Annotated in this window: 27 protein-coding genes and 1 tRNA gene; 12 read left to right on the top strand and 16 right to left on the bottom strand. The window is 65.0% G+C overall.

Translation table 11 applies throughout. The features are described from left to right. Positions 1-3: 3 nt before the first annotated feature. Positions 4-999: an Mrp/NBP35 family ATP-binding protein gene (locus ACGHJ7_RS13435; RefSeq protein ID WP_390478658.1), complete on the bottom strand. Its 996-nt coding sequence runs from the start codon at positions 997-999 to the stop codon at positions 4-6. A 76-nt stretch (positions 1000-1075) separates the two neighbouring features. Between ACGHJ7_RS13435 and hflK the strand changes: the two genes are divergently transcribed. From hflK to ACGHJ7_RS13420, 3 genes are all read left to right on the top strand, one after another. Continuing rightward, a complete protein-coding gene (gene hflK / locus ACGHJ7_RS13430; protein ID WP_390478655.1) occupies positions 1076-2251 on the top strand; it encodes a protease modulator HflK in 1176 nt (391 codons plus the stop codon). 2 nt (positions 2252-2253) lie between these two features. Next, the gene (hflC, locus tag ACGHJ7_RS13425; RefSeq protein WP_390478653.1) at positions 2254-3087 is read left to right on the top strand and encodes a protease modulator HflC; all 834 of its coding nucleotides are present in this window, start codon (positions 2254-2256) and stop codon (positions 3085-3087) included. A 171-nt stretch (positions 3088-3258) separates the two neighbouring features. Beyond that, a complete protein-coding gene (locus ACGHJ7_RS13420; protein WP_390478700.1) occupies positions 3259-4785 on the top strand; it encodes a Do family serine endopeptidase in 1527 nt (508 codons plus the stop codon). 67 nt (positions 4786-4852) lie between these two features. Here ACGHJ7_RS13420 and ACGHJ7_RS13415 read toward each other — a convergent pair whose 3' ends face one another. The 5 genes from ACGHJ7_RS13415 to ACGHJ7_RS13395 all read right to left on the bottom strand — a co-directional run bounded on the left by ACGHJ7_RS13415 (position 4853) and on the right by ACGHJ7_RS13395 (position 9394). Further along, positions 4853-7129, bottom strand: coding sequence for a transglycosylase domain-containing protein (locus ACGHJ7_RS13415; RefSeq protein ID WP_390478650.1), 2277 nt, complete (start codon positions 7127-7129; stop codon positions 4853-4855). A gap of 111 nt (positions 7130-7240) precedes the next feature. Further along, positions 7241-7654, bottom strand: coding sequence for a peptide-methionine (R)-S-oxide reductase MsrB (gene msrB, locus ACGHJ7_RS13410; protein WP_390478647.1), 414 nt, complete (start codon positions 7652-7654; stop codon positions 7241-7243). 54 nt (positions 7655-7708) lie between these two features. Continuing rightward, positions 7709-8380, bottom strand: coding sequence for a glutathione S-transferase family protein (locus tag ACGHJ7_RS13405; protein ID WP_390478644.1), 672 nt, complete (start codon positions 8378-8380; stop codon positions 7709-7711). A 67-nt stretch (positions 8381-8447) separates the two neighbouring features. Continuing rightward, complete coding sequence (locus tag ACGHJ7_RS13400; RefSeq protein WP_390478642.1) at positions 8448-8894, bottom strand: hypothetical protein; 447 nt, start codon at positions 8892-8894, stop codon at positions 8448-8450. 107 nt (positions 8895-9001) lie between these two features. Then, positions 9002-9394: a hypothetical protein gene (locus ACGHJ7_RS13395; protein ID WP_390478639.1), complete on the bottom strand. Its 393-nt coding sequence runs from the start codon at positions 9392-9394 to the stop codon at positions 9002-9004. A 109-nt stretch (positions 9395-9503) separates the two neighbouring features. Between ACGHJ7_RS13395 and ACGHJ7_RS13390 the strand changes: the two genes are divergently transcribed. The 5 genes from ACGHJ7_RS13390 (at position 9504) to ACGHJ7_RS13370 (ending at position 13728) form a co-directional block, all read left to right on the top strand. Next, complete coding sequence (locus tag ACGHJ7_RS13390; protein WP_390478636.1) at positions 9504-10934, top strand: NAD-dependent succinate-semialdehyde dehydrogenase; 1431 nt, start codon at positions 9504-9506, stop codon at positions 10932-10934. 80 nt (positions 10935-11014) lie between these two features. Further along, positions 11015-11395 (top strand): VOC family protein, encoded by a 381-nt coding sequence (locus ACGHJ7_RS13385; protein WP_390478634.1) that lies wholly within the window; start codon positions 11015-11017, stop codon positions 11393-11395. A gap of 10 nt (positions 11396-11405) precedes the next feature. Continuing rightward, positions 11406-12242, top strand: coding sequence for an S-formylglutathione hydrolase (gene fghA, locus ACGHJ7_RS13380; RefSeq protein WP_390478631.1), 837 nt, complete (start codon positions 11406-11408; stop codon positions 12240-12242). Continuing rightward, positions 12215-13132 carry a hypothetical protein gene (locus ACGHJ7_RS13375; protein ID WP_390478629.1) on the top strand — a complete coding sequence of 306 codons (918 nt, stop codon included), beginning with the start codon at positions 12215-12217 and terminating at the stop codon, positions 13130-13132. Before fghA ends, ACGHJ7_RS13375 begins: the two co-directional genes overlap by 28 nt. A 29-nt stretch (positions 13133-13161) precedes the next feature. After that, on the top strand, positions 13162-13728 hold the full coding sequence (locus ACGHJ7_RS13370) for a sulfite oxidase heme-binding subunit YedZ (RefSeq protein WP_390478626.1): 567 nt from the start codon (positions 13162-13164) through the stop codon (positions 13726-13728). Here the strand turns inward: ACGHJ7_RS13370 and ACGHJ7_RS13365 are convergent. The 3 genes from ACGHJ7_RS13365 to ACGHJ7_RS13355 all read right to left on the bottom strand — a co-directional run bounded on the left by ACGHJ7_RS13365 (position 13718) and on the right by ACGHJ7_RS13355 (position 16035). Continuing rightward, positions 13718-14236, bottom strand: coding sequence for a hypothetical protein (locus ACGHJ7_RS13365; RefSeq protein WP_390478623.1), 519 nt, complete (start codon positions 14234-14236; stop codon positions 13718-13720). The two genes, ACGHJ7_RS13370 and ACGHJ7_RS13365, sit on opposite strands and share 11 nt — an antisense overlap. A 106-nt stretch (positions 14237-14342) precedes the next feature. Further along, positions 14343-14942 (bottom strand): methionine biosynthesis protein MetW, encoded by a 600-nt coding sequence (gene metW / locus ACGHJ7_RS13360; RefSeq protein ID WP_390478620.1) that lies wholly within the window; start codon positions 14940-14942, stop codon positions 14343-14345. Beyond that, positions 14935-16035 (bottom strand): homoserine O-acetyltransferase, encoded by a 1101-nt coding sequence (locus ACGHJ7_RS13355; protein ID WP_390478617.1) that lies wholly within the window; start codon positions 16033-16035, stop codon positions 14935-14937. Before ACGHJ7_RS13355 ends, metW begins: the two co-directional genes overlap by 8 nt. An 83-nt stretch (positions 16036-16118) precedes the next feature. Between ACGHJ7_RS13355 and hisC the strand changes: the two genes are divergently transcribed. After that, positions 16119-17225, top strand: coding sequence for a histidinol-phosphate transaminase (gene hisC, locus ACGHJ7_RS13350; RefSeq protein WP_390478614.1), 1107 nt, complete (start codon positions 16119-16121; stop codon positions 17223-17225). Here hisC and ACGHJ7_RS13345 read toward each other — a convergent pair. Genes ACGHJ7_RS13345 through ftsE form a run of 4 tightly spaced genes read right to left on the bottom strand, consistent with a single transcriptional unit; the run spans position 17222 to position 20131 of the window. Continuing rightward, positions 17222-17926 (bottom strand): lysophospholipid acyltransferase family protein, encoded by a 705-nt coding sequence (locus tag ACGHJ7_RS13345; RefSeq protein WP_390478611.1) that lies wholly within the window; start codon positions 17924-17926, stop codon positions 17222-17224. The genes hisC and ACGHJ7_RS13345 overlap by 4 nt on opposite strands. Further along, positions 17905-18441 (bottom strand): YdcF family protein, encoded by a 537-nt coding sequence (locus ACGHJ7_RS13340; protein ID WP_390478609.1) that lies wholly within the window; start codon positions 18439-18441, stop codon positions 17905-17907. The genes ACGHJ7_RS13345 and ACGHJ7_RS13340 overlap by 22 nt, the downstream gene beginning before the upstream one ends. Continuing rightward, entirely contained in the window at positions 18438-19385 is a 948-nt protein-coding gene (locus ACGHJ7_RS13335; RefSeq protein WP_390478606.1) for a cell division protein FtsX, read from the bottom strand. Before ACGHJ7_RS13335 ends, ACGHJ7_RS13340 begins: the two co-directional genes overlap by 4 nt. After that, a complete protein-coding gene (gene ftsE / locus ACGHJ7_RS13330; RefSeq protein ID WP_390478603.1) occupies positions 19382-20131 on the bottom strand; it encodes a cell division ATP-binding protein FtsE in 750 nt (249 codons plus the stop codon). Before ftsE ends, ACGHJ7_RS13335 begins: the two co-directional genes overlap by 4 nt. 155 nt (positions 20132-20286) lie before the next feature. Between ftsE and ACGHJ7_RS13325 the strand changes: the two genes are divergently transcribed. Further along, entirely contained in the window at positions 20287-21186 is a 900-nt protein-coding gene (locus ACGHJ7_RS13325) for an MJ0042-type zinc finger domain-containing protein (RefSeq protein WP_390478600.1), read from the top strand. Between the two features lie 23 nt (positions 21187-21209). On the opposite strand, the gene ACGHJ7_RS13320 is transcribed toward ACGHJ7_RS13325, so the two are convergent. Continuing rightward, positions 21210-21440 carry a hypothetical protein gene (locus ACGHJ7_RS13320; RefSeq protein WP_390478598.1) on the bottom strand — a complete coding sequence of 77 codons (231 nt, stop codon included), beginning with the start codon at positions 21438-21440 and terminating at the stop codon, positions 21210-21212. Between the two features lie 198 nt (positions 21441-21638). Here ACGHJ7_RS13320 and ACGHJ7_RS13315 point away from each other — a divergent pair. Both ACGHJ7_RS13315 and ACGHJ7_RS13310 read left to right on the top strand, forming a co-directional pair. Further along, positions 21639-21725: transfer RNA gene (locus tag ACGHJ7_RS13315), tRNA-Leu, on the top strand. Positions 21726-21891: 166 nt separating this feature from the next. Beyond that, positions 21892-23124, top strand: coding sequence for a tyrosine-type recombinase/integrase (locus tag ACGHJ7_RS13310; protein ID WP_390478595.1), 1233 nt, complete (start codon positions 21892-21894; stop codon positions 23122-23124). Positions 23125-23254: 130 nt separating this feature from the next. Here ACGHJ7_RS13310 and ACGHJ7_RS13305 read toward each other — a convergent pair whose 3' ends face one another. Beyond that, positions 23255-23449 carry a DUF6961 family protein gene (locus ACGHJ7_RS13305; protein ID WP_390478593.1) on the bottom strand — a complete coding sequence of 65 codons (195 nt, stop codon included), beginning with the start codon at positions 23447-23449 and terminating at the stop codon, positions 23255-23257. Next, positions 23440-23726, bottom strand: a 287-nt coding sequence (locus tag ACGHJ7_RS13300) for a thermonuclease family protein (protein WP_390478590.1), incomplete at its 5' end; no start/stop codon positions are given. The genes ACGHJ7_RS13305 and ACGHJ7_RS13300, both read right to left, overlap by 10 nt.

Genomic DNA, 23726 nt, shown 5'->3' with positions numbered 1-23726 from the left:
GCTTCAGCGGACCTCCCGTTGCAGCCAGTCGGCCAGCCGGTCCGCAATGGGCATGAACGCGGCGCCGGCATCGCTGTCGCCGGCGGCGGGCGGTGCGCCCGCATCGCTGGCCTTCCTGATGTCGAGGGTCAGCGGCACGCGGCCCATGAAGGGCAGTTCCAGCCGCTCGGCAATGGCTTCCACCCCGCCCTGCCCAAAGGGATCGCTCGTCTCGCCGCAATGCGGGCACTGGTAACCGGCCATATTCTCGACCAGCCCGATGACCGGGACGCCCGCCGTTTCGAACAATTGTCCTGCACGGGCCGCATCGATCAGCGCCAGGTCCTGCGGCGTAGAGACGATGACCGCCCCTGCAGGCTTGAATTTCTGGACCATGGTCAGCTGCACGTCCCCCGTCCCCGGGGGCAGGTCGACCAGCAGGGTCTCGACATCGCCCCAGTCGGCCTCGATCAGCTGGCCCAGAGCGCCTGCCGCCATCGGCCCGCGCCATGCCAGCGCCTTGCCCGGCGCGACAATATGACCGATCGACAGCATCGGAATGTCCAGCACGCCCTTTACCGGCTGAAGCTTCTCACCCTTCGCCACCGGTTTGGCGCCGGAGGATTTCAGCAGCGTCGGCTGGGAGGGGCCGTAGATGTCGCCATCGACCACCCCGACCTTGTGGCCCCTGCGTTTGAGCGCGACGGCGAGGTTCGCGGTCAATGTCGATTTGCCCACGCCGCCCTTGCCCGATCCGACCGCGATGATCCGCCGTGCCGTGCGCTGGGCCATGACCGCGACGCGAACTTCGTCGATCTCCGGATGCGCGCCGGCCTGCGCCCTGGCCTCAGTCTCCAAGGCGTCACGCTCCGCCGCGGTGAGGCCCGCGCCGTCGAGGATCAACGTCGCTGCCGCCCCCCTGACCACGAGCGAGCTGAGCCGGTCGGCGACATCTGCGCCCGGCGCGTTGACAAGAGCGCTGCGTAGCGCGGCTTCCACCTGTTGAGACCCATCGTCCATTGCGCCCGCAGCCCTAGCAGCAATTTTGCAGGTGCCACCCCTGTTTTTCCCGCAATCCCTACCTATAAGGGATGACATGACAGACATGGACGGTTTTCGCAGGCGGTTAGGCCTTGCGATGGCGGGCAAGAGCCCGTGGGGAAATTCCCAGAATGGCAGTGGCTCCGGCGGCGATGGCTCCGACGGAAGCGGCAATGATTCCGGCAGCGGTTCCGGGGGCAAGGGCTCCGGCCCGCGCAATCCGTGGGTTCCGCCCACCGGCGGCAGCAGCGAGGAACCGCGCCGCTCCGCCAAGATCGAAGACATCTTCAAGAACCGCGGGCCGGAAGGTCCGCGCCGCGGCGGCCCCGGAGGCCCGAACTTCCGCCTGCCCCCGCGTCCCGGCGGCAAGAGCTGGTTTCCCGTCATCCTGGGCGCGCTCGTCATCCTGTTCCTGCTGATGACCAGCACCCACCTGATCCAGCCGCGCGAGCAGGCCGTGGTCAAGACGCTGGGCAATTATACCCGGACCATGGAGCCGGGCCTCAATTTTTCCCTCCCCTATCCGATCGAAGTGGTCGAGGTGGAGGACGTGCAGGGCGTGCGCGCCGTGCAGATCCCGGGCAGCGACAGCCAGGTGAAGCTGATCCTGACCGGCGACCAGAACCTCGTCGACCTGAGCTACATCGTGCGCTGGAACATCAAGGATCTGGAAGATTTCAAGTTCCGGCTCGTGGAACCGGTGGAAACCGTCAACGAAGCGGCCGAGGCGGCGATGCGCGCCGCCGTGGCGGAGAAGGAACTGGACCAGACCTTCAGCGGTCAGGGCCGTGCCGAGATCGAGCAGGACGTGCGCGAACGCATGCAGCAGACGCTCGACACCTACCAGGCGGGCATCCAGGTGCTGGGCGTCGAAATCGAGAAGGCCGACCCGCCGGCAGAGGTGGTCGATGCCTTCCGCGACGTGCAGGTGGCCGAACAGAACGCCGACGCCGCGCGCAACCAGGCCCGCGGTTACGCGCAGCAGGTGCTGGCCCAGGCCGAAGGTGAGGCCGAGGCGTTCGACCGCGTGTACGAGGAATACCGCCTCGCGCCGCAGGTGACGCGCCAGCGTCTCTATTACGAGACGATGGAGCGGGTCCTGCGGGATACCGACAAGACCATCGTCGAAACGGACAATGTCACGCCGTACCTGCCGCTGCCGGAAATCCGCCGCAGGGCCCAACAGCCTGCACCGCAGGCCACCGCGCCAGAAACCACGGGAGGGCAGTAATTATGACCAGTACCTGGCAGAATTATCGCCTCGTGATCTTCGCAGTGCTCGCGGCGATCATCGTCTTCACGCTGAGCGCCTTCGTCGTGTCGGAAGAAGAACAGGCCGTCGTGATCCGGACGGGTAACCCCGTCGGCACGGTGAACACGCCGGGCGGCGAGACCAATGCCGGTCTCTATTTCCGCCTGCCCTTCATCGAAAGCGTACGCCTGATCGAGAAGCGCCTGCTCGACCTCGAGATGACGGACGAGGAAGTGCTGTCGAACGACCAGCAGCGCCTGCTGGTCAATGCCTATGCCCGGTTCCGGATCGTCGATCCGGTCCGCATGGTGGAACGCGCCGGTTCGACCGAGGGTGTGCGCAATGCGCTGACGCCGATCCTGAACTCCGTTCTGCGGCAGGAACTGGGTCGCCGGACCTTCCAGGCGATGCTGACGGCGGAGCGCGGCTCGGCCCTCGCCAATGTCCGCACCAATCTGGACCGGCAGGCGGCGCAATACGGCGCGGAGGTGATCGACGTGCAGATCATGCGCACCGACCTGCCCGACGCGCCTTTGCAGTCGGCCTTCCGCCGGATGGAATCGGACCGTGAGCGTGAAGCCCGCACCATCCGGGCGCAGGGTTCGCGCGATGCCCGCATCATCCGCGCCGAAGCCGACGCGGAAGCGGCCAACACCTATGCCGAGAGTTTCGGCAAGGACGCGGAATTCTACGACTTCTACCGCGCGATGCAGAGCTATGATTCCACCTTCGCCAGCGGCGAGGCCACGGGCGAAAGCAGCATCATCCTGTCGCCGGACAACGAATATCTGCGGCAGTTCCGCGGTCGCCGCTGAAGCATTCAGCCGAACGACGCCCGTCGAGGGTCGGGCGTCGTTCGCAGACCCTCGCGGCCCTGCTGCCGCGCCGTTCAATGGGTATTCAGTCCGCTTGCGCTGAAACCAATCCCAAGCCGGGGGCGTAGATTGACTGAAATTAATGAAAAGGAACGAGAGGACGTGAAACCTGTGCGTTACGCCTATGGACTTTCCACCGCGCTGCTGATCGGCGGCGCCACCGTCTCCCTGATCACCGGCCAGCCCGCCGGGGCGCAGGTCGCCCAGAACGACGATGCCCGGATGTCGGGCATTGCCCCACGCGCCGGGGCACCGGCCAGCTTCGCCGACCTGACGGAGCAATTGCAGCCCTCCGTCGTCAATATCTCCACCCGCCAGCGTGTCGAGGTCCAGCAGAGCCGCAACCCGTTCGCAGGCACGCCTTTCGAAGGGCTGTTCGGCAATCGCGGCGGTGGCAGCAACCAGCCGCAGACGCGGGAGGCCCAGTCGCTGGGTTCCGGCTTCATCATTTCCGCCGACGGCTTCGTGGTGACGAACAATCACGTCGTTTCCCCCAGCGGACGCGGCACGGTGGAGGAAATCACCGTCACCATGCCCGATGGCACGGAATACGAAGCGGAACTGGTCGGCGCCGATGCGCAGTCCGACCTTGCCGTGCTGAAGATCAGCCGCAGCCAGGATTTCCCCTTCGTCGAATTCGGCGACAGCTCGCAGGCCCGCCCGGGCGACTGGGTCGTGGCCATCGGCAACCCCTTCGGCCTTGGCGGCACGGTGACCAGCGGGATCGTCTCGGCGGTCTATCGCAACACCGGGCAGGGCGGTGCCTATGACCGTTATATCCAGACCGATGCCGCCATCAATCGCGGCAATTCGGGCGGCCCCCTGTTCGACATGCAGGGCAATGTGATCGGCATCAACAACGCCATCTTCTCGCCCAGCGGCGGCAGCGTCGGCATCGGCTTTGCCATCCCGGCAGAAATCGCCGAGCCGATCGTCGAGCAGCTGAAGGGCGGCAACGCGATCGAGCGTGGCTATCTCGGCGTCCAGATCCAGCCGGTGACGGACGATGTGGCGGATTCGCTCGGCATCGACCGCAATCGCGGGGAATTCGTCCAGTCGGTCGTGCCCGATGGCGCGGCGGATCGCGGCGGTATCAAGGCCGGCGACATCGTGACCCGCGTCAACGGACAGGACGTCACGCCCGAACAGACGCTGTCGTTCCTCGTCGCCAATATCGCGCCGGGCACGCGGGTCCCGATCGAACTCTACCGCGACGGTTCGCGCCGGACGGTCCAATTGACCGTCGGCCGCCGCCCGAGCGAGGAAGAACTGCGCCAGCAGCAGATGTTCGATCCCGACAGCGAACCGGACGAGCCGGAAGGCGAAGATAGCGAGATGGTGGCGGAAAGCCTCGGCCTGCAGGTTCTCGACCTGACCCCGCAGATCACGCGCCAGCTTGGCATCTCTGCCGATACGCAGGGCGTGGTTGTAGCGCTTGTCGATCCGAATTCCGACGCTGCCAGGAAAGGCATGCAGCGAGGCGACGTGATCGTATCTGCCAATTATCGCGATGTGGCCAGCATCGGAGACCTTGAGGCAATCGTTGCCGAAGCAAGCGAGGCCAATCGTGATGCTGTTTTGCTACGCAAGATCAGTCGCGGACGTCCGCCGGTATATGTAGCCGTTAGATTGCGCTGATCGGACGAAAGCACGAAAAAGGCCCCGGCGGAGCGATCCGCCGGGGCCTTTTTCTTGGCTGCATCGCCTATTGCTGCTGCGGCGCGCCCGGCCCGGGCGGGGCAGGCTGCGGCGGCGAGGCTGGCGCAGTTCGCATCGGCGCCGGGCGGCTTGGCGGGTTCTCGATCCGGACCGGCGGATTGGGCTGGGGTGCGGGCCGGGTCACGGTCACGCTGCCCCCACCGCCATTGCCGCTGCCACCGGACGCTCCGCCGGTCGCACGCTCCAGGAAATCGTCGTCGGCGGCCTGCGGCGCGCCGTCCTCGCCTGTGTCGCGGCGTACCCCGTCGGGGCTGCCCGATCCGCTGCCGGGGAAACCGTCGCCGCGACCGGGCGATGTTCCCCCGCCCGGCTCGACCAGATTGCCCTGTTCGTCGATGTAGTAATAATCGCTCGGGTCGCCGAACATGACCTCGTCATCGGGTTCCAGCTGCCATTCGGGCAGGTCCAGTTCGGTATCGAACGGTTCGACCGGGCGATCCTTCACCGCATAGCGCATATAGGCGGCAAAGGCCTGTGCAGGCGCTCGCCCGCCCTGCAGTCCGGCAACGCGGGAATTGTCGTCCTTCCCCATCCAGACCCCGGTGGTGATGCCGCTGGAAAAGCCGACGAAATACCCGTCCTTGTTGGAACTGGTCGTGCCGGTCTTGCCCGCGACCGGACGCCCGATCTGGGCCGCCCGGCCGGTGCCGGTCGCAACGGCGGCCTGCAGCAGGTCGGTAATTCCGGCGGTCACGTAATCGGGAATGAGCTTCGTCGAGCGGGCGCGCGGGTGGGTATAGATGGTATCCCCGCTGGCAGTCGTGACCTTGACGATGCCATAGGGCTCCACCGAATTGCCGCCTGCACTGACAGCGGCGAAGGCGCGCGTCATGTCGATCAGGCGGACTTCCGAACTGCCCAGCACCATGGACGGATAGGTCGAGATTTCCGACGTGATCCCGAACCGCCGCGCCATGGATGCGACGGTTCCGAAGCCAACCTCGTTGCCCAGCTGCGCGGCGACGGTGTTTTTCGAATAGGCAAAGGCGGTGCGCACGCTGATCTCGCCCGCATAACCGCCGCCCGAATTTCGCGGGGTCCAGCCATCGATGGTGGTCTGCGTATCCTTGACCGTGTCTTCCGGCTTGTACCCTGCTTCCAGCGCGGCGAGATAGACGAACAGTTTCCAGCTCGACCCCGGCTGGCGAAGGGCCTTCGTCGCGCGGTTGAAATTGCTCTCCACGTAGTCGGTCCCGCCGACGAGCGCGCGGATGGCCCCGTCGCGGTCGAGCGATACCAGCGCGCCCTGCGCCCCGCCCGGCGTGTTTGCCTTGATGGACGCGGTGGCGGCGCGCTGCATGCCCACGTCCAGCGTGGTCCAGACCTCGATCGGCTCGAACGTCTCGGGCAGCAGGATGTCGAGCTGCGGCAGGGCCCAGTCGGTGAAATAGCGCACCGAGTTCTGGCCGGCACTGTCTTCCTTCAGCCGGACCATGGACGGATCGACATCGGCCTCTGCCCGGCTGATGCGGCCCTGTTCGCGCATCAGGCGCAGGACGACATTCGCCCGCCCGACCGCGGCATCGACATCGGCCGTCGGGGAATAGCGGCTGGGCGCCTTCACCAGCCCGGCGATAATCGCTGCCTCCGCCACGGACAGGTCGGTCGCGGGGTGGCTGAAGAACTTGCGACTGGCGCTGTCGATCCCGTACGCCCCGCCGCCGAAATACACCTTGTTCAGATACAGCTCGAGGATCTGCTCTTTCGAGAACTTGTATTCCAGCGCCATCGCCAGAACCGCCTCGCGCATCTTTCGGTCCAGCGTGCGGTTCGAGTTCAGGAAGACATTGCGGGCAAGCTGCTGCGTGATGGTGGAGGTGGCGGATACGCGGCCATTGCCGGTCGCCGCCGTATAGACGGCGCGCGCCAGGCCCAGCGGATCGACCCCGTAATGCGAGTAATAGCGGCGATCCTCGACCGAGATCATCGCCTGTTTCATGACGTCGGGAATCTCGCCGCTTTCCAGCCATTCGCCATAGCTGGGGCCGAGTTCGACGATCTGCGTCCCGTCGCGGGCGCGCACGACGATGGTCTGGCCCGTCTGCTGCGCCTTCAGTTCGTAATAGCCGGGCAGGGATCGGGCCGCGAACAGTACGGCTAGCCCGAGGAAAAGCGCGCCCAGGAAAACGGCGAAGATACCGGTGAACAGGATGCGCCGCGTCCAGCGCGCGAACGCACTGCGCCTCGGTTTCGGCTCCGGTCGGCGGCTGCGCCTGCTACCGGACTTGCGCGCCGCCTGTCGGCGACTGCCGCGCTGTGCCATTGAGCAAAGGTCTCCTGTCGCACCGGCACAAACCGTCCGGCACCTGAACGCCCCCTACCTAGGCGAAGCTTGGCTCAGAGTGAACGGGATTAACCCGGTTTGCGCCCGGCTTTAATCGTCAGGTTCGAAATCCAGCGCCGCGCTGTTGATGCAATAGCGCAGCCCCCCCTGTTCCGGCGGACCGTCGGGGAAGACATGGCCCAGATGGCCGTCGCAATTGGAACAGGTAACTTCGGTGCGGATCATGCCGTGGGAGGTATCGCGGTGTTCGTCGACCGCTTCGCCTTCCGCAGGCTTGGTGAAGGCGGGCCAGCCGCAGCCGCTATTGTATTTCGCATCGCTGTCGAACAGCTTCTGCCCGCAGGCGGCGCAGACATATTCGCCTTCGTCGTAGTGCTTGTCGTACTTGCCGGTGAAGGGCCGTTCGGTGCCTGCCTCGCGCAGGACATGGTACTGCTCGGGCGACAGCTTGTCGCGCCATTCGCTGTCGGTCACGGTCTTCGGGTCGGATGCAGGGCCGGTCATCGTTATCTCCTTCTTTCCATAGAGATATGGGAAGCCGGGCCTGCCACCTCAAGTTCAGTCGTCCAGCTCCGCATACTGGGCGGGCGGGTGAACGTTTTCCATCCGCTCTTTCAGCAGCGGGCGGAAACTCGGGCGGCTCTTGAACACCTGGTACCAGCCGCGTGCCTGTTCGTGCCCCGCCCAGTCGATCCCGCCCAGATAGTCGGCCACGGAAATCTGCGCCGCCGCGCTCAGATCCGCGAGGCTCATCTGAGAACCCGCCAGCCATGCGCGGTTGTCGACCAGCCAGTCGATATAGTCGAGATGCCCGTGCGACAGCTTCATCGCCTCGCGCAGGATGCGGCTGTCTGGCGGCTGCCGATAGACGATGCGCTTCTTCATTCGCTCGTGCAGCAGGGGCATGGTGACGTCGCCGAAGAAATTTTCGTCGAACAGGGCGGTCAGGCGGCGGATTTCCGCACGCTGGATCGCGGTGCCGTTGATCATCGGCGCCTTGTCGTTCGTTTCCTCGAAATATTCGCAGATCGCCTGGCTGTCGCACAGCGCCAGCCCCCGCTCCGGATCATGCAGGACCGGCGTCCGCCCGGCGGGGTTCAAAGCCCAGAAATCGTCGCCCGCCGACCACGGTTCGGACCGGACGAGTTCATACGCCACGCCCTTCTCGCTCAGGTGCAGGCGCACCTTGCGACTGAACGGACACAGGGGGAATTGATGGAGTTGCCACATGCCGCGCCATCATGGCGCAAACACAGTCTTTCGTCCAATGAAACGCGGCGGCAGGAACGCAAAAAGACTAATTGATCGCAGCACCTTCGATGGCGTCTTCCATCTGGCGTACCGCTCCACGCAAGGCGGGCAGCATGGCCTCGAATGCGCCGGTCATGCCGGCCATCCGGTCCATGGCGCGGGGCAGTTCCCGCTCGACCGCCTGCGGGACTGCGGCACTGCCGGGCAGCGCCTTGCGCAAGGTCATGTCGGGATCGATATCGGCCGTTTCCTCGCCCGCCATGTCGGCAGCCGCCTCTGCAATCGGCGCGATGGGCAGGTCGAGAAGGACCTGCGACAGCGTCGCCACGGTCACGGCAAGCTCCTGCTGGAATGCCGGGTCGGACAGGCGATCGGCCAGCTGCGCGGTCACTTCTTGCGCAGCGTCGTCTTCAAACACGGAACCTTGCGCGGCAACAGGAGATGCGGCCCCGGCAAGGGCCAGTCCGGCAGCGGCGGAAATCAGGAAACGCATGGCAAACCCCTCTCGCGGGCAAATGGGCACTATGCGGTTGACGTTACGGCCTGCCTGCTGAGCGGAGCCTGAATGACAGCCCCCGCCCCCGACGCGCCGCCCCTATGCTAGAGCCCGGAGGCGTCCAGCAGCAGCAGGCAGGCGGGCATGGCGTCCTCCACCTCCCCGTCGTCCCACAATTGCTGCGCTTTTGCCCCGACCAGCGCGCTGACCTGTTCGCGGGTCATTCCGGTATCGTCCATCACCTGCGCCATGCTGCGGACGAAATACTCCTTGCCGCGCTCGGCCAGCGGCGGAAACTGCAGCGCGGCCTCGTTCCCGCGTTCCTGGCCGGCCGAGACCAGGGCGAAGGCGGCGGAGCAGCGCAGCGCCGCTTCCTGCTCCAGCGAGACCGGCGACGGCGCGTCCGCGACGGTCGGATCGACCAGCGGCGCGCCTTGGGCGAAAGCCAGTGGCGCGAGCGGGAGAAAAGCGGCGGCGAGCATGGGAAAATGGATCATGTCGCCTGCTATAGCGCATATTCCTGAACCGATGCTGCCCCTTTACGAAGCGCCGGCGAAAGCCGAAAGGCCGGGTCCTTCGATCACATCGTCCCAGGAGCACGAACCCATGAGCACCCATCCCGATCTCCACCTGCTGGTTGGCGGCGAAAAGCTGGATGCATCCGGGCGCGATACGCTGGACGTGCTCGATCCTGCGACCGGAGAGGCCATCGCTGCCCTGCCCAAGGCGACGGGCGACGATCTCGACCGGGCGCTGGACAGTGCGGTCAGGGGGTTTCGCGAATGGCGCAGGACTGGTGCGGACAAGCGCGAGGCCATCCTTCGCAAGGGCGCGCAGAACATCCGCGACCGCGCAGGCGAAATCGCGCAGGCGCTGACCCGCGAACAGGGCAAGCCGGTGCCCGAAGCAACAGGCGAGACGCTGTATTCCGCCATGCTGCTGGAATTCTACGCCGGCGAGTGCAAGCGGCTTTATGGCCGCACGCTGGTCCGTCCGGAAGGCAGCCGGGTGGAGGTGCAGCAGCACCCCGTCGGACCGGTCGCCGGTTTCGCCGCCTGGAATTTCCCCTCGCTCAACGTCATGCGCAAGATCGGCGGACCGCTGGCCGCCGGTTGCTCCGTGATCGTGAAGCCGAGCGAGGAAACCCCGGCCGCCGGCCTGATGATCGCGCAGGCGCTGCTCGATGCGGGCGTGCCCGGCGACGTGCTGCAGGTCGTCTTCGGGGTGCCGGACGAGGTCAGCCGCCACCTTCTCGCCAGCCCAGTCATCCGCAAGGTGACCTTCACCGGCTCCACCGCGGTCGGCAAGCACCTGAGCAAGCTGGCGGCAGAAGACCTGAAGGTCACGACGATGGAGCTTGGGGGGCATGGCCCCGTGCTGGTCTTCCGCGATGCCGATATCGACACGGCGCTCGATACGATGGCCGCCAACAAGTTTCGCAATGCCGGGCAGGTCTGCGTCAGCCCCACCCGCTTCCTGGTCGAGGAAGACGTATTCGAGAAGTTCCGCGACGGCTTCGTCGAGCGTGCGGAAGCAATCAAGGTCGGGAACGGCTTCGAAAAAGGCGTGCAGATGGGCCCGATGGCCAACGATCGCGGCCCGGACGGCCTCGCTGCAAAGATCGGCGATGCGAAGGACATGGGTGCGAAATTGCTGACCGGCGGAGAGCGGATCGGCAACCAGGGCTATTTCCACGCGCCCACCGTGCTGAGCGAGGTTCCGACCGATGCCGAGATTATGAACGAGGAGCCTTTCGGCCCCGTGGCCCTGATCAACCCGATGGCGGGCGAGGATGCGATGATCGAGGAAGCCAATCGTCTCCCCTATGGCCTTGCGGCCTATGCGTGGACCAACGATCCCGCCCGTCGCCGCCGTCTTGCTGCCGAGGTCGAGGCGGGAATGCTGGCCATCAATACCGGCGGCGTCAGCGCGGTCGACGCGCCTTTCGGCGGGGTGCAATGGTCGGGCCACGGAATGGAAGACGGCGCGGAAGGCGTCGCGGCCTGCATGGTCACAAAGACCGTGCACGAAGGCTGACAGGGCTTGCCGATAGAACGTTGACGAGCGGCTGCCCGGCCCGCAATGCTGGGCACACATTCTGGAAGGAGAGGAATAACATGTTCAGTCACGTGATGCTGGGCGCCAACGATATCGAGGCGTCGAAGAAGTTCTACGACGCCTGTTTCAAGGCGCTGGGCGGGCGCGAGGGGTCGATGGATCCCAAGGGCCGCGTCATCTACATGCACAATGGCGGCATCTTCCTGCTGTCGAAGCCGATCGACGGAAACGATGCGACCTGCGCCAATGGCGGCACGATCGGGTTCGCCGTCGACAGCCCCGAACAGGGCGATGCATGGCACAAGGCGGGCGTCGAGAACGGCGGCACCGCGATCGAAGACCCGCCCGGCATCCGCGAGAGCGAGATCGGCAATATGTATCTTGCCTATCTGCGCGATCCGGCAGGGAACAAGATCTGCGTCATGAAGCGCATGGGCTGACGCAGCGGCCGTGGAAACGCTGAGCGAAAATCGCGCCTTCGGTGGGGTGCAGGGGGTCTATTCCCATGCCTCCGCCGAAACCGGGACCGAAATGACCTTCTCGGTCTATGTCCCGCCGCATGAAGAGGGCGCACGCCTGCCGGTGCTGTGGTATCTGTCGGGCCTCACCTGCACCCATGCAAACGTGACGGAAAAGGGCGAATATCGCCGCGCCTGCGCCGAACACGGCATTATCTTCGTCGCGCCCGATACCAGCCCGCGCGGCGAGGACGTGCCCGACGCCGAAGACGAATACGATTTCGGCAAGGGCGCAGGCTTCTACGTCGATGCGGTGCAGGAACCGTGGCAGAAGCATTACCGGATGCGCTCCTATATCGAGAGCGAGCTGCCCGAACTGCTTGCCGCGCATTTCCCGGTCGACATGGATCGCCAGTCTATCACCGGGCATTCCATGGGCGGGCACGGCGCGCTGACCATCGGCCTCAGGAATGCGGACCGCTTCCGCTCGATCAGCGCGTTCGCCCCGATTGTCGCACCATCGCAGGTCCCATGGGGAGAGAAAGCGCTTGGCCGATATCTGGGTGACGACCGGGCGGCGTGGCGGGAATACGATGCCCTCGCCCTGATAGAGGACGGCGCGCGCCATCCCCACATACTGGTGGACCAGGGCACGGCCGACGATTTCCTCGAAGAGCAGCTGAAACCGGGACTGCTGGCGCTGGCATGCCGCAAGGCGGGCATTCAGGCGAGCATCCGGATGCAGGACGGATACGACCACTCCTATTACTTCATCTCGACATTCATGGGAGACCATGTCGCGTGGCACGCAAAGCACCTGAACGCCTGACGATGCTTGCGGTGGCGCTCGCCGCTTTCGCCGTCTTCTCTGTCACGCCCGTTCCGGCGCTCCTCGCGCAGCCGGAGCCGACCACCGCCGAAGGCTGGCGTGAAATCTGGCGCGACAACGACCGCCCCCAGGACGAGCGGAACAGGGCAGCCGAAATCGGCTGCGACCGGTTCAACGATGGGCCATCCTGCCTGCGCCGGGGCACGGTCGCTGCCATCTTTCGCGAAGACCACGCCCTGCAGTACCGCTATTATAGCGCGGCGTGCCGGAACGACATGGCAGGGGGCTGCTATCGCAAGGGCGAATTGCAGTACAAGGGACTGGGGACCGAAAAGGACCTCAATTGGGCGCTGATCGCGTTCGACAATGCCTGCCGCATGGGCGAGCCGATGGGCTGCAAATGGAAAGAGCGGATCTTGCCCGAAGTCCGGGCCAGCCTGGCAAGCCAGCCTGCTGCCACACCTCCGACTTTCCGGCCAGCGCCTGCGAAACCCGCCACGCCGCCAGCGCTGGACATGGAGGATTACGGCGCAATCATCGCACGGCTCGAGCAGGTCACGACACTGACCGCGGTCGGGTCGATCACCTGCGACGAAATCCGCCGGCGGACCGGTGAAGGCGGAGCCTGGTCGCGGACCGAGGAAGCGCGCCTCTGGAACGCGGCGGACCGCGTGGACTATCGCGCCGGCAAGACCGCCTGCAACCGGGTTCCGCGCGCCTTTGCTACGCAGATCGAGAAGGAAAACCTCGCCGCCAGGCCGCAGGCCAATCCCGTACCGCAATCGACCTATTCCTCCTGCGACAGCACCTGCCAGCGGGAGAAGACGATCCGCGACAACACGCCGCGGCGCTGCTGGGTCAGCAACGGCCGGCGTATCTGCAACAAGTGACGCGCAAGGGTTCCCTGCGGCCGGGACGTATGCTTTTCTGGCTGGTGCTGGCCCTGCCCGGCGCGTGGATAGCGGGGCGCTGGGCCTTTACGCCGGACGATTACGGCTACGGACACGCAATCGGCGACAGCGGCGACTGGGCCGCGTGGCTGTTGATGGCGACACTGGCCGTGACGCCGCTGCGACTCGCATTCCGGAAAACGGCTATTGCAATCTGGCTGATGCGGCATCGACGCGATCTCGGCGTGGCAAGCTTCGCCTACGCGGCGGGCCATACCGGCGTCTATGCGTGGAAGAAGGCGTCGCTGGGCGCCATACTGGCAGAGGCGGGCGAGCTCTATCTGCTGGCAGGCTGGGCCGCCCTTGCCCTGTTCATACCGCTGGCGGTTACATCGAACGATGCGTCCATGCGGATGCTGAAGCGGTCATGGAAGACGCTGCACCGGTTGGTCTATCCCGCAGCGATACTGGTCTTCCTGCACTGGATCTGGTCCGCCTTCGACCCGACCACGGCCTGGATCCACGCCGGGATCCTGGCCGCGATCGAGGCGGTGAGGGTCGGCCTGCAATTCGGCCGGAAAAACGTCAGAGCGTGACGTAGTTGCGGAAGCGGGCGACTTCTTCCGCATCGACATACTTGCCGATTTCGCGGTCGAATTCGGCCATGTCTTCGTAAGGGCGATATTCCTCGAACTCGTGGACCATCTTGTCGGTCATGCCGGGGATCAGTTCGATGTCCTCGCGCGTCGCGGTGTTGAGGTTGATCGGCACGAAAATGCGTTCGCGCAGGGTGGCTGCTTCGGTTTCACCGACCGATTCGAGCAGCGCAGCGTTGAACGCGGTCGCGCTTTCATACGGGCGGCCTGCGACGATGGCTTTTGCCAGTTCGGGGGTCACGCCCTCGACGCCTGCAAGGTCTTCCGCGCTGGCTTCGTTGGCATCGAGAACGCCGGTCGCGGCGGCTGCATCGACATCGCCTGCAGCGTCGGTCTCGGCAACTTCACCTTCCTGCATCGTATCGGCATCGCTCGCCGTATTGTCGGAACAGGCAGCAAGGCCAAGGGCGGTGCCGGCAAGCGCGGCGGACAGGACGATCTTTTTCATGGGAACTACCTTTTATTGCTAAAGGCTCGCAATAGCAGCTTATCGCGCTTTGCGAAGCCCAAAAGCCTGTCGCCGCCAAATAGTCTTTGCCTTCAGCGATGGCCGGTCAGTGGCCGATTTCGAACAGGGCGTATTCCGCCCTCCAATTGGCCCCGCGATCCGCGATCTCCCGGTCCTGCGTGAAGAACCAGCGTCGTTCGATACCGACGCCCAGATCGCTGGCCAGCGCTTCGAAATCGCGCACCGTCACGTGGTGGATATTGCGGGTTTCGTACCAGCTTACCGGCAGATGCCGCGTGACCGGCATCCGCCCACGGCTCATCAGCGCCCAGCGCATGCGCCAATACGCGAAATTGGGGAAGCTGACGAAAGCGCGGTTCCCCACCCGCAGCAATTCGCGCAGCATATGGTCGGGCCGCGCCGCGGTCTGCAGGGTTTGCGACAGGATGGCATAATCGAAAGCGCCGTCCGGATAGAAGGTCAGGTCCCGGTCCGCATCCCCCTGCACCACGCTCAGACCCTGTCCGACGCACGCCGCGACGCATTCCGGGTCGATCTCGATCCCCCGTGCATCGACCTGCCGATCGCGCAGCGCCGCCATCAATTCGCCGTCGCCGCAGCCGACGTCGAGCGCCTTGCAGCCCGGCTCTATCCGCCGCAGGATGGTGGCGAGGTCGGGGCGCAGTTTCGAAGCGGCATCAGCCATGGATGAAACCCTTCACCACGCGGTCCAGCGCCGGCACGTCGAGCAGGAAGCTGTCATGTCCGAAAGGTGCGGACAGCTCCACGAAACTGACCGGCTTTGCCACCGCGTTCAGCGCGTGGACTACGTGGCGACTGTCCTCTGTCGGGTAGAGCCAGTCGGTATCGAAACTGACGAGGCAGAACCGCGCATCGCTGGCCCGGAACGCCTCCGCCAATGATCCGCCGTGTTCCTGTGCCAGGTCGAGGTAATCCATCGCCCGCGTGATATAAAGGTAGCTGTTGGCATCGAACCGCCGGGTGAAACCGCTACCCTGGTAGCGCAAATAGCTTTCTACCTGAAAATCCGCGTCGAAGCCGAAACCGGGCGCGTCCCTGTCCTGCAGGCGGCGACCGAACTTCTCCGTCAGCCCCTCTTCCGAAAGATAGGTGATGTGCGCCGCCATCCGGGCCACCGCCAATCCGGCCCCGGGGGCATCGTCATGCCCGTAATAGGCTCCCCCGCGCCACGCCGGATCGGCCATGATCGCCTGCCTGCCGACTTCGTGGAACGCGATGTTCTGGGCCGAATGGCGGGCCGTCGTCGCGATGGCGAGCACCCGGGCTGCACGATCCGGGAAATTGGCCGCCAGGCTCAACGCCTGCATGCCGCCCATCGATCCGCCCACGACCGCATGGAGCCGGGCAATATCCATCGCGTCGAGCAGCCCGACCAGCCCGCGAACCATGTCGCGGATCGTGATGACCGGGAACCGCATACCATATGGCTGTCCGTCCGGGGCCAGGCTAGCAGGGCCGGTCGAGCCGAGGCAGCTGCCGATGACATTTGCGCAGATCACATGGAATCGGTCCGTATCGATCGGTTTGCCGGGGCCGACCATGCGTTCCCACCAGCCGGGCTTCCCCGTGACGGGATGAGTGCTGGCAAGGTACTGGTCCCCCGTCAGCGCATGGCAGACGAGGATCGCGTTGGAGCGGTCCGCCGCCAGCTCTCCGTAAGTCTCGTAGGCGATGTCCACGTCATGCAGCGCCTCCCCGCCGTCGAGCGGCAGCGGCTGCGGCAGGCGCATCGTCGTGGGCTGGTGGAGACTTGCCATCGGTATGGCCGATTGGGGGAGCGGTCTTTTGCTGTCAATCGCGCTGTCCTGCGCAGCGCCCCTGCGCTATGGGCCGTGCCACGATGGAAAAGACACCGCAGATCAAGCCGTGGATCGCCGACATCCATGCCTATGTCCCGGGCCGGGCGACGGGCAGCGATGGCAAGGTTCTGACCAAGCTGTCGGCCAACGAGAACCCGCTGGGTTGCAGCGAGGATGCTCTTGCCGTGCTGGCTGCAGGTCACGAACCGGCCCGCTATCCCGACCCGGACGCCGCAAACCTGCGCGCCGTACTGGGCGAATTGCACGGGCTGGACCCGGCGCGGATCGTGTGCGGAACAGGGTCCGACGAATTGCTGAACCTCGCGGCGCAGGCCTTTGCCGGGCCCGGGGACGAGGTTCTGTTCCCGCGCTACTCCTTCTCCGTCTATCCTATTGCCGCGCGCCGCTGCGGAGCCGACCCGGTCGAGGCCGAAGATGCGGATTACGGTGCCGATGTCGACGCATTGCTGGCTGCCGTCACGGACCGGACCCGCGTCGTTTTCATTGCCAATCCGAACAACCCGACCGGCAGCTACCTCCCCCCCCGCGAGATCGAACGGCTTCACGCCGGCTTACGCGGTGACATCCTGCTCGTCCTCGACCAGGCCTATGCAGAATATCTGGAGGATGCAGAGGCGGCGCACGCCCTGGCTTTGGCAGAGCGGACGCAGAACGTGCTCGTCACGCGTACCTTTTCCAAGATCTACGGCCTCGCCGGAGAGCGTATCGGCTGGGGCTATGGCGCCCCGCCGCTGGTCGACGCGCTGAACCGGATCCGCGGCCCCTTCAACGTGACGCAGAGCGGCCAGCGCGCTGCCATCGCCGCTGCCCGCGATACAGGGTTCATCGACCGGTCACGCGAGCACAATGCGAACGAACGCACCCGCTTCGCGCAGCGCATGGCGGCGCTTGGGAATCATGGTATCCGCCCCCTGCCGAGCGAGGCGAATTTCGTGCTCGTCCTGTTCGAAGGCGAACTGAGCGCAGGCGATGCCCTGCATGGGCTGGCGGAGCGAGGCTATGCCGTTCGGCACCTGCCGTCGCAGGGACTGGGCCACGGGTTGCGTATCACCATCGGAACGGCCGAGGACATGGACGCGATTGCAGCAGCCATCGCCGAAATGGCAGGCCGGCATCCCGCAGGCTAGGCAGCGCTCAGCGCGTTGATTGCCTCTTCGACCCGGGCCTCGATCTCTTCGCGCTTCAGGCCGGGCGGAATGGGCTCCCCGAAGCGGTAGGTTATCTGGCCTCGGCGCTTCCACAGGCGGTGATACAGCGGACCGGAATTGACCGCGACCGGCACCACCTGGAGCCCGACCATCTTGTAGATGCCCGCAAAGCCCGACTGCAATTTCCGGCGTTCGCCGTGTGGCACGCGTGTGCCTTCGGGAAAGATGACGAGCGGGCGCCCTTCCTTCGCCTTGCGCCTCGCCTCGTGTATCAATTCGCGCAGGGCCTTTGCCCCGCCGTCACGGGCGACCGGGATCAGGCCATAGGCGATCGCCGCCCTGCCCCAGCCCGGCAGGTTGAACAGTTCACGCTTCGCAAACACGGACGGCAGGTGGAACAGCGCCGGCGCATCGATCGCCTCGAAGAAGCTTTCGTGCCGGATGGCATAAAGCGCAGGCTCGTCCAGCGGACCGCCTTCCTGCACCACGTCGATCCCCAGCAGGACACGGCAGCACGCACGGTGGAACCTGCCCCAGCCACTGACCACGCGGCGCAGCCATGACCGGTCGACCGCCATCGCGGCCACCGCCGCAATGACGTAGAAACTGCTGACGACGTAGAAGACCGGATAGAACAGGAGGCTGCGCAGGACGTGCATCAGTCGAGTCCCGGCATCCATTGGACGGCGCGGCTGGCCAGGAGCTTGTGATATTCGAGGAACAGCGTGCCGAAAGACGGTTCGGACGGCACGGCGTCCTGAATGATCACGACATCGTCCGGAAGGGTGCGCGACAGCTCGCCAGAGGCGCGCCGCATATGCCAGTCGGTGGTGACCAGTCGCAGGCGATCATGACCGTTGTCGCCGACCCATCGGCTGGTCTCCCGCGCATTGCCGCGCGTGTCCAGGGCATCGAAGCCAAGGGTGATGCAGCATTCCATCAGGTCCATCGGAACATCGAATTCCGCAGCGAATTCGCCCGGTGTCACCTGGGTCGATACACCGGTGACCAGCATGAAACCGGCCTGCCCGTCTTCCAGCAGCGCCAGGCCGCGCTCGATCCGGCCCGGCCCGCCGGTCGGCACGATGATGGCGTCGGTCTCTACCTCGGCCACAGGCTGCGGCAGCGCGGCTGCGAACCACACGAAACCCAGCATCCAGGCCAGGACCACGATGGCGACAAACCGGCCCGTCACAGCATGTTCCTGAGCGCGAAGAGGACGGTCAGACGCGCAGTCAGCATGGCCAGCGCTACAGCGGCCAGCGGCACCATGGCGACTGCCAGCCAGTCGGTCCAGTCCAGCCCGCCGCCCGCGACCATGCCCGATCCCAGCTGCGCGAATTGCTGCCCAAGGACCAGCACGGCGATCATGCCGAGGAGGAGCCCCGCCCCTGCTCCCAAAGCGGCATCGAAGCCGACCGACCGCTGGAACACACGGGCGATCTGGTGATCCGTACCGCCCAGAAGATGGACGATCTCGATCGTGCTGCGATTGCTTCCGAGGGCGCTGCGGGCGGACAGGAAAACGGCTGCGGCACTGGTCAGCGACAGCAGCACGACCAGCGCCAGTGCAAGCCATTGCAGCGACGCGATCGCGGTGAAGATGGGCCGCAGCCAGCTGGCCTGCGCATCGATCCGGGCGTCTGGTGCTACACTCGACAAGGCGGCGCGCAGGCGTCGCAGCTTGTCGGGCGTGGCATCGCCGCGAAGGCGAAGGTCGATCAGCGCAGGGACCGGCACGGCTTCGCCCGCGGTGCCCGTGCCCAGCCATGGCTCCAGAAGCTGTTCCACCTCCTCCGGCGGGACCAGGCGCATGGCGGCGACCTCCGGAAATTCGGCCAGCGTGTCGAGCGCAGCCTGCGCCTGCCGTGCCCGTTCGCCGGGCTCTGCCTCGATGATCTGGACGGTGGCACCGCCTGCCAGTTCGTCACGGGCCCCGCCCGCAAGGTTGGTCAGCGCCAGTCCGGCAGCGGTGGCAATGACGGTCAGCGCCACCATGATCGCGATCACCCACGGCATCGGCCCGGCGAGCCGCGCCTGCGGCACCAGCTCCTGCGCCGCGCTGCCGCGGAAAGGCGATAGCCCCCGCTCGATCGCGCGCGAGATCACCGGCGGCCTGGATTTCCTGCTCTCGGTCAACGCACAGGCTCCGCCCCGGACGAACCGCCCCCGCTGCGCGGCCTCGGCGGGTAGCGCAGTGCGCCGGTGGGATCGGACAGCCGCCCCTTGTCCAGCCGCATGATCATGGAACTGGGGACCTTCTGGAGCAGGTGCAGGTCGTGGGTGGCCACCACGACCGTCGTGCCCAGGCGGTTGAGCGCTTCGAACAGGCGCAGCAGCTTCACCGCCATTTCGGGATCGACGTTACCTGTCGGCTCGTCCGCCAGCAGCATGTCGGGCCGGCCGATGACCGCTCTCGCAATGGCAACGCGCTGCTGTTCACCGCCGGAAAGCGTGGCCGGGCGCGCCTCCGTCCGATGCGACAGGCCGACCCAGTCCAGCATGTCGGTGACCGGCCGATGGAGATCGGCTTCGGGCACGCCCGCCACTCTCAGCGGAAGCGCGATATTGTCATAGGCGGACAGGTGCGGGACCAGCCGGAAATCCTGGAACACCACGCCCAGCCGGCGGCGAAATCCGGGGAGGCGCGCACGGGGCAGCGTGATGACGTCGGTGCCGAACATCCGGATCTGCCCGCGCGAGGGGCGCTGGGCGAGGTACAGCAGTTTCAGCAGGCTGGTCTTGCCCGCACCGCTGGCCCCGGTCAGGAAATAGAAGCTGCCGGGAAAGAGCGTGAACGAGACATCGCTCAGCACCTCCTTGCCCGTGCCATAACGCAGCCCGACATTGTCGAACCCTACGACTTCGCCGTCGTCACCTGCCATGCTGGCCTGCCCTCCGGCGAAACTTGCGATATGAAACTGACATGGTCGAAGCGCGCTATAGCGGGCCTTCCATGTGGAAAAAAGGCGCGTTCTGCCCCGCATCCCCACAGGCGAGCTTGCCAAGGATTCTGGAACCGCCGTAAGGAAATGACGTCATGATCATTGCCTGCCCCGCCTGTAACACGCGCTATGTCGTGCCCGACAGCGCCGTGGGCGTGGAGGGGCGGACGGTACGCTGCGCCAAGTGCAAGCATAGCTGGTTCCAGGAAGGCCCCGGCGCCGAACAGGTCATTGCATCCCAGGACGCAGGTCCCGCGGCTCCTGCGACGCCAACCACGGCACCCCCGCCGGAGCCCGCGCGGTCCAGCGCATCCTCCACCGCAAGGCCGCAGCCTGCACCGGCACCGGCCGACCCCGTAGCTCGCCAGTCGGAAACACCTGCCGCCGCTCAGCCGAGCGAGCCTGCCAGCCCGGCAACCGCCGAACCGCACGCGGCTTCTCCCGAGCCGGAAGACAGCGGGTTCGAAGGCCCGCCGCCTGTTACCGACACACGGCCCGAACCCCAGCCGATCCCCGCCATCGACCCCGATCGCTCGCAGTTCGATTACGAGCCGCCTTTCCGGCCCCGGCGCAATCCGCTGAAAGTGTGGACCGCAGCAGGCGCGGTATTCGCCCTTGTCGCGCTCGGCGTGGTCGGCGCCGTCAGCTACTGGGGCATGCCCGACTGGGTCCCCGTCAGCCGCCCGACTTTTGCGGTCGAGCAGCCCGACCTGGTGCTGGACTTCCCGGCCGACCGGCAGGACCGCCGTACCCTGCCCAACGGCACGGAATTCTTCGGCGCCAGCGGGACCATCACCAATGTCGGGCGCGAAACGGCGCGGGTTCCCGCTGTCCTGATCGTGCTGCGCGATGCGCGGGAGCGGATCGTATTCAGCTGGGAAGTCGTGCCCGCGGCGCAAACGCTGGCCCCGGGCGAAAGCGTCGCGATCAACGAAGCGGTGACCGACGTCCCGAAATCCGCCAAGTTTGCAGAGATCGGCTGGAAGCCGGACTGAGGGGCGATTGCCCCCCGCGCCGCTCAGCTGAATTCGAGCCACACCGTCCCGTCTGCGTCGCGGCGGATACGGGCTCTCTCGCCCCGCCCCTTCATCTCTGAGAAATCGATGATCTCCGGCTTCAGGATCGTGACAGCGGCACGCGCTTCGGAACGGATCGTGCTTTCGCGTACGCTTTGCTGCCCTTCCCGTACGACGCCATCCCCGCCCTGACTGGCGGTAGCGACAAGGATGAGGGCGAACGCTGGCGTCATGGCCAAACCTTTCCGGTCCGTTCACCATGCCTGCAAGCCGGTTGTTAACCCGGTCCCGCGGCGGGACGGGGGCAGCGTCACATCTTACGCACCCTTCTTATTGCCGGAGATGGCGATGGGCGCTTGCGATAGGGAAAACCGGTTGCTAAGGGCGCGCACCTACCAGGGCGAAGGCGCTGTCCTTCGTTCGATCAGTGTGCGGTCGTGGCGGAACTGGTAGACGCGCAACGTTGAGGTCGTTGTGGCCGAAAGGCCGTGGAAGTTCGAGTCTTCTCGACCGCACCATTTGTTCTTCTCTTGTTCTCCCAGATAATCTATAAAACCCGCAGAAACCCTAGGGATTCCGCCCTTCGGTCGTTCCGGATCGTCCCGTTTGTTCTCGGGGGTTCCAGACATTTTTGCGGGCCTTTTGCGGGCCTTTGCGAAAACCACATTGGGAAAAGGCCCGCACATGCCTCTCACCGAAACTCGGCTCCGAGCCCTCAAGAAGAAAACCAAATCGTACAAGGTCGCCGACCAGCGAGGCCTCTATATTGAAGTCACGCCGGCAGGCAGTAAGCTGTGGCGTTTCCGCTATCGTATCGGCAAAGTTGAGAAGAAGCTTGCGATCGGCAGCTACCCGGAAATCAGTCTTAAGGAAGCGCGGGACGTGACCTTTGAGGCGCGCCAGGCTGTTGCCTCAGGTCGGGACCCTGCCTTTGAGAAACGCAAGCAGAAGATACGCGAGGAGTTTCTCTCCGCGCAGACCTTCGAGACGGTGGCCCGCGAATACATCGAGCAGATGATGGTTCAGAATGGCCGAGCTGAGGCCACGATCGTAAAGGCCAACTACTTTCTAGACCAGCTGGCACCGGCAATTGGAAACCGACCCATTCATGAGATCGAGCCCTTTGAAGTCTTGGCTCCTCTCAAGCGGCTCGAGGCCACCGGGAAACACGAAACCGCGAAAAAGTGTCGTTCGTTCGCGGGCAGGGTCTTCAGATATGGCGTTGCGACAACTCGCTGCAAATCCGATCCGACCAGTATGCTCAAAGGCGCACTGATAACGCCGAAGGCCACCCATTATGCGGCAATTCTGGAACCCAAGGAACTTGGCGGCCTGCTACGGGCAATCGACGACTACACCGGCTACATGGTGACGAAGTTCGCGTTGCAGATTGCTCCTCATGTCTTCGTACGACCTGGCGAACTCAGGCATGCCGAGTGGCGCGAGGTCGACCTTGTCGATGGTGTCTGGAAGATCCCCGCAGGAAAAATGAAGGCTCGCCGTGCGCACGCCGTCCCTCTTTCGAAACAGGTCATAAGCTTTCTGACAGACTTAGCCGAGATGCTAGGCTATGAAGGATATGTGTTTCCTTCGGCTCGGACTTCAAAGCGTCCTATGAGCGAGAACACCCTGAATGCCGCTTTTCGCCGGATGGGATATTCCAAGGATGAGGTCACCGCCCACGGTCTGCGAGCAACGGCCTCGACATTCCTCAACGAGTCAGGACTGTGGAATCCTGATGCAATCGAGCGCGCCTTGGCGCACGGTGACAGCAATGCGGTGCGCGGCATTTACCACCGGGGTAAGCACTGGGATGAGAGGGTGCGTATGGCTCAATGGTGGAGCGACTATCTTGATGAACTCCGCTCAGGAGGAAAGGTCATAGAGGCGAACTTTGCCAGCGGCGGAGGTCAGTGAGCCTTCATGCTGCTCAGCCAAAGCAAGACCGGAGGCTCAATAGAAGCCCAACCAAGGAGACTGATGCCAGAACGGCAAACTCAATCCTGATTCCCAGATTTCGAAACCGTTGCCGCATTGCCTTGAGGCCTCAGTTCGAGGCGCTCTTGCGTCTAACCTGATCGAAGCGGTCACCGATCGCTTTCCACGTCTCTACACCTGCTCCATCACCCTCCAAGGTCAGCCGCTCCACTTGCTTTGCTATGTAGGCGAGCCCCGCATCACCATGGTTCTTTTCCACCCATAATGCGGCAGCCCACCGTTCCTGATCGCGGTTCAGCACCATGGTTCACGTCTTCCGCTCCACGTCCTGGCCAACCCTTCGCTAACCAGTTGATCGCCTAGTGACCGGCCATTTCGTGTCACGACACGCAATTTGCGACCGTACTGGTCCTCATCCCGATTTCCGATGGTGCGAAGCTCAAATGGCCCGGCATTAAGCAAATCGACCAATCGGCGGGTCGCACGCATTCCAAGCTCGTACTCGTAGTCGCATCTGGGCTGGCCAATTTCTGGCGTGTCGATGTCAGCGATACGGATTTTGGTACCATCAAGCCAGAAAG

Origin of the sequence: Altererythrobacter sp. MTPC7, from assembly GCF_042851395.1 — a bacterium.
GTDB lineage: Bacteria > Pseudomonadota > Alphaproteobacteria > Sphingomonadales > Sphingomonadaceae > CAJXSN01.
Note: the sequence above shows the minus strand (reverse complement) of the source record. Positions and strands in the feature narration are given on the sequence as shown.

Bases quoted from the DNA above. Each gene is read 5' to 3' on its own strand.
- ACGHJ7_RS13345 (WP_390478611.1), bottom strand. From the start codon at position 17,926: ATGGATGCCGGGACTCGACTGATGCACGTCCTGCGCAGCCTCCTGTTC.
- ACGHJ7_RS13305 (WP_390478593.1), bottom strand. From the start codon at position 23,449: ATGGTGCTGAACCGCGATCAGGAACGGTGGGCTGCCGCATTATGGGTG.
- ACGHJ7_RS13370 (WP_390478626.1), top strand. From the start codon at position 13,162: ATGCTTTTCTGGCTGGTGCTGGCCCTGCCCGGCGCGTGGATAGCGGGG.
- ACGHJ7_RS13390 (WP_390478636.1), top strand. From the start codon at position 9,504: ATGAGCACCCATCCCGATCTCCACCTGCTGGTTGGCGGCGAAAAGCTG.
- ACGHJ7_RS13355 (WP_390478617.1), bottom strand. From the start codon at position 16,035: ATGGCAAGTCTCCACCAGCCCACGACGATGCGCCTGCCGCAGCCGCTG.
- ACGHJ7_RS13435 (WP_390478658.1), bottom strand. From the start codon at position 999: ATGGACGATGGGTCTCAACAGGTGGAAGCCGCGCTACGCAGCGCTCTT.
- ACGHJ7_RS13405 (WP_390478644.1), bottom strand. From the start codon at position 8,380: ATGTGGCAACTCCATCAATTCCCCCTGTGTCCGTTCAGTCGCAAGGTG.
- ftsE (WP_390478603.1), bottom strand. From the start codon at position 20,131: ATGGCAGGTGACGACGGCGAAGTCGTAGGGTTCGACAATGTCGGGCTG.
- ACGHJ7_RS13365 (WP_390478623.1), bottom strand. From the start codon at position 14,236: ATGAAAAAGATCGTCCTGTCCGCCGCGCTTGCCGGCACCGCCCTTGGC.
- ACGHJ7_RS13400 (WP_390478642.1), bottom strand. From the start codon at position 8,894: ATGCGTTTCCTGATTTCCGCCGCTGCCGGACTGGCCCTTGCCGGGGCC.
- ACGHJ7_RS13395 (WP_390478639.1), bottom strand. From the start codon at position 9,394: ATGATCCATTTTCCCATGCTCGCCGCCGCTTTTCTCCCGCTCGCGCCA.
- ACGHJ7_RS13415 (WP_390478650.1), bottom strand. From the start codon at position 7,129: ATGGCACAGCGCGGCAGTCGCCGACAGGCGGCGCGCAAGTCCGGTAGC.
- ACGHJ7_RS13320 (WP_390478598.1), bottom strand. From the start codon at position 21,440: ATGACGCCAGCGTTCGCCCTCATCCTTGTCGCTACCGCCAGTCAGGGC.
- ACGHJ7_RS13310 (WP_390478595.1), top strand. From the start codon at position 21,892: ATGCCTCTCACCGAAACTCGGCTCCGAGCCCTCAAGAAGAAAACCAAA.
- msrB (WP_390478647.1), bottom strand. From the start codon at position 7,654: ATGACCGGCCCTGCATCCGACCCGAAGACCGTGACCGACAGCGAATGG.
- hflK (WP_390478655.1), top strand. From the start codon at position 1,076: ATGACAGACATGGACGGTTTTCGCAGGCGGTTAGGCCTTGCGATGGCG.
- hisC (WP_390478614.1), top strand. From the start codon at position 16,119: ATGGAAAAGACACCGCAGATCAAGCCGTGGATCGCCGACATCCATGCC.
- hflC (WP_390478653.1), top strand. From the start codon at position 2,254: ATGACCAGTACCTGGCAGAATTATCGCCTCGTGATCTTCGCAGTGCTC.
- ACGHJ7_RS13325 (WP_390478600.1), top strand. From the start codon at position 20,287: ATGATCATTGCCTGCCCCGCCTGTAACACGCGCTATGTCGTGCCCGAC.
- metW (WP_390478620.1), bottom strand. From the start codon at position 14,942: ATGGCTGATGCCGCTTCGAAACTGCGCCCCGACCTCGCCACCATCCTG.
- ACGHJ7_RS13385 (WP_390478634.1), top strand. From the start codon at position 11,015: ATGTTCAGTCACGTGATGCTGGGCGCCAACGATATCGAGGCGTCGAAG.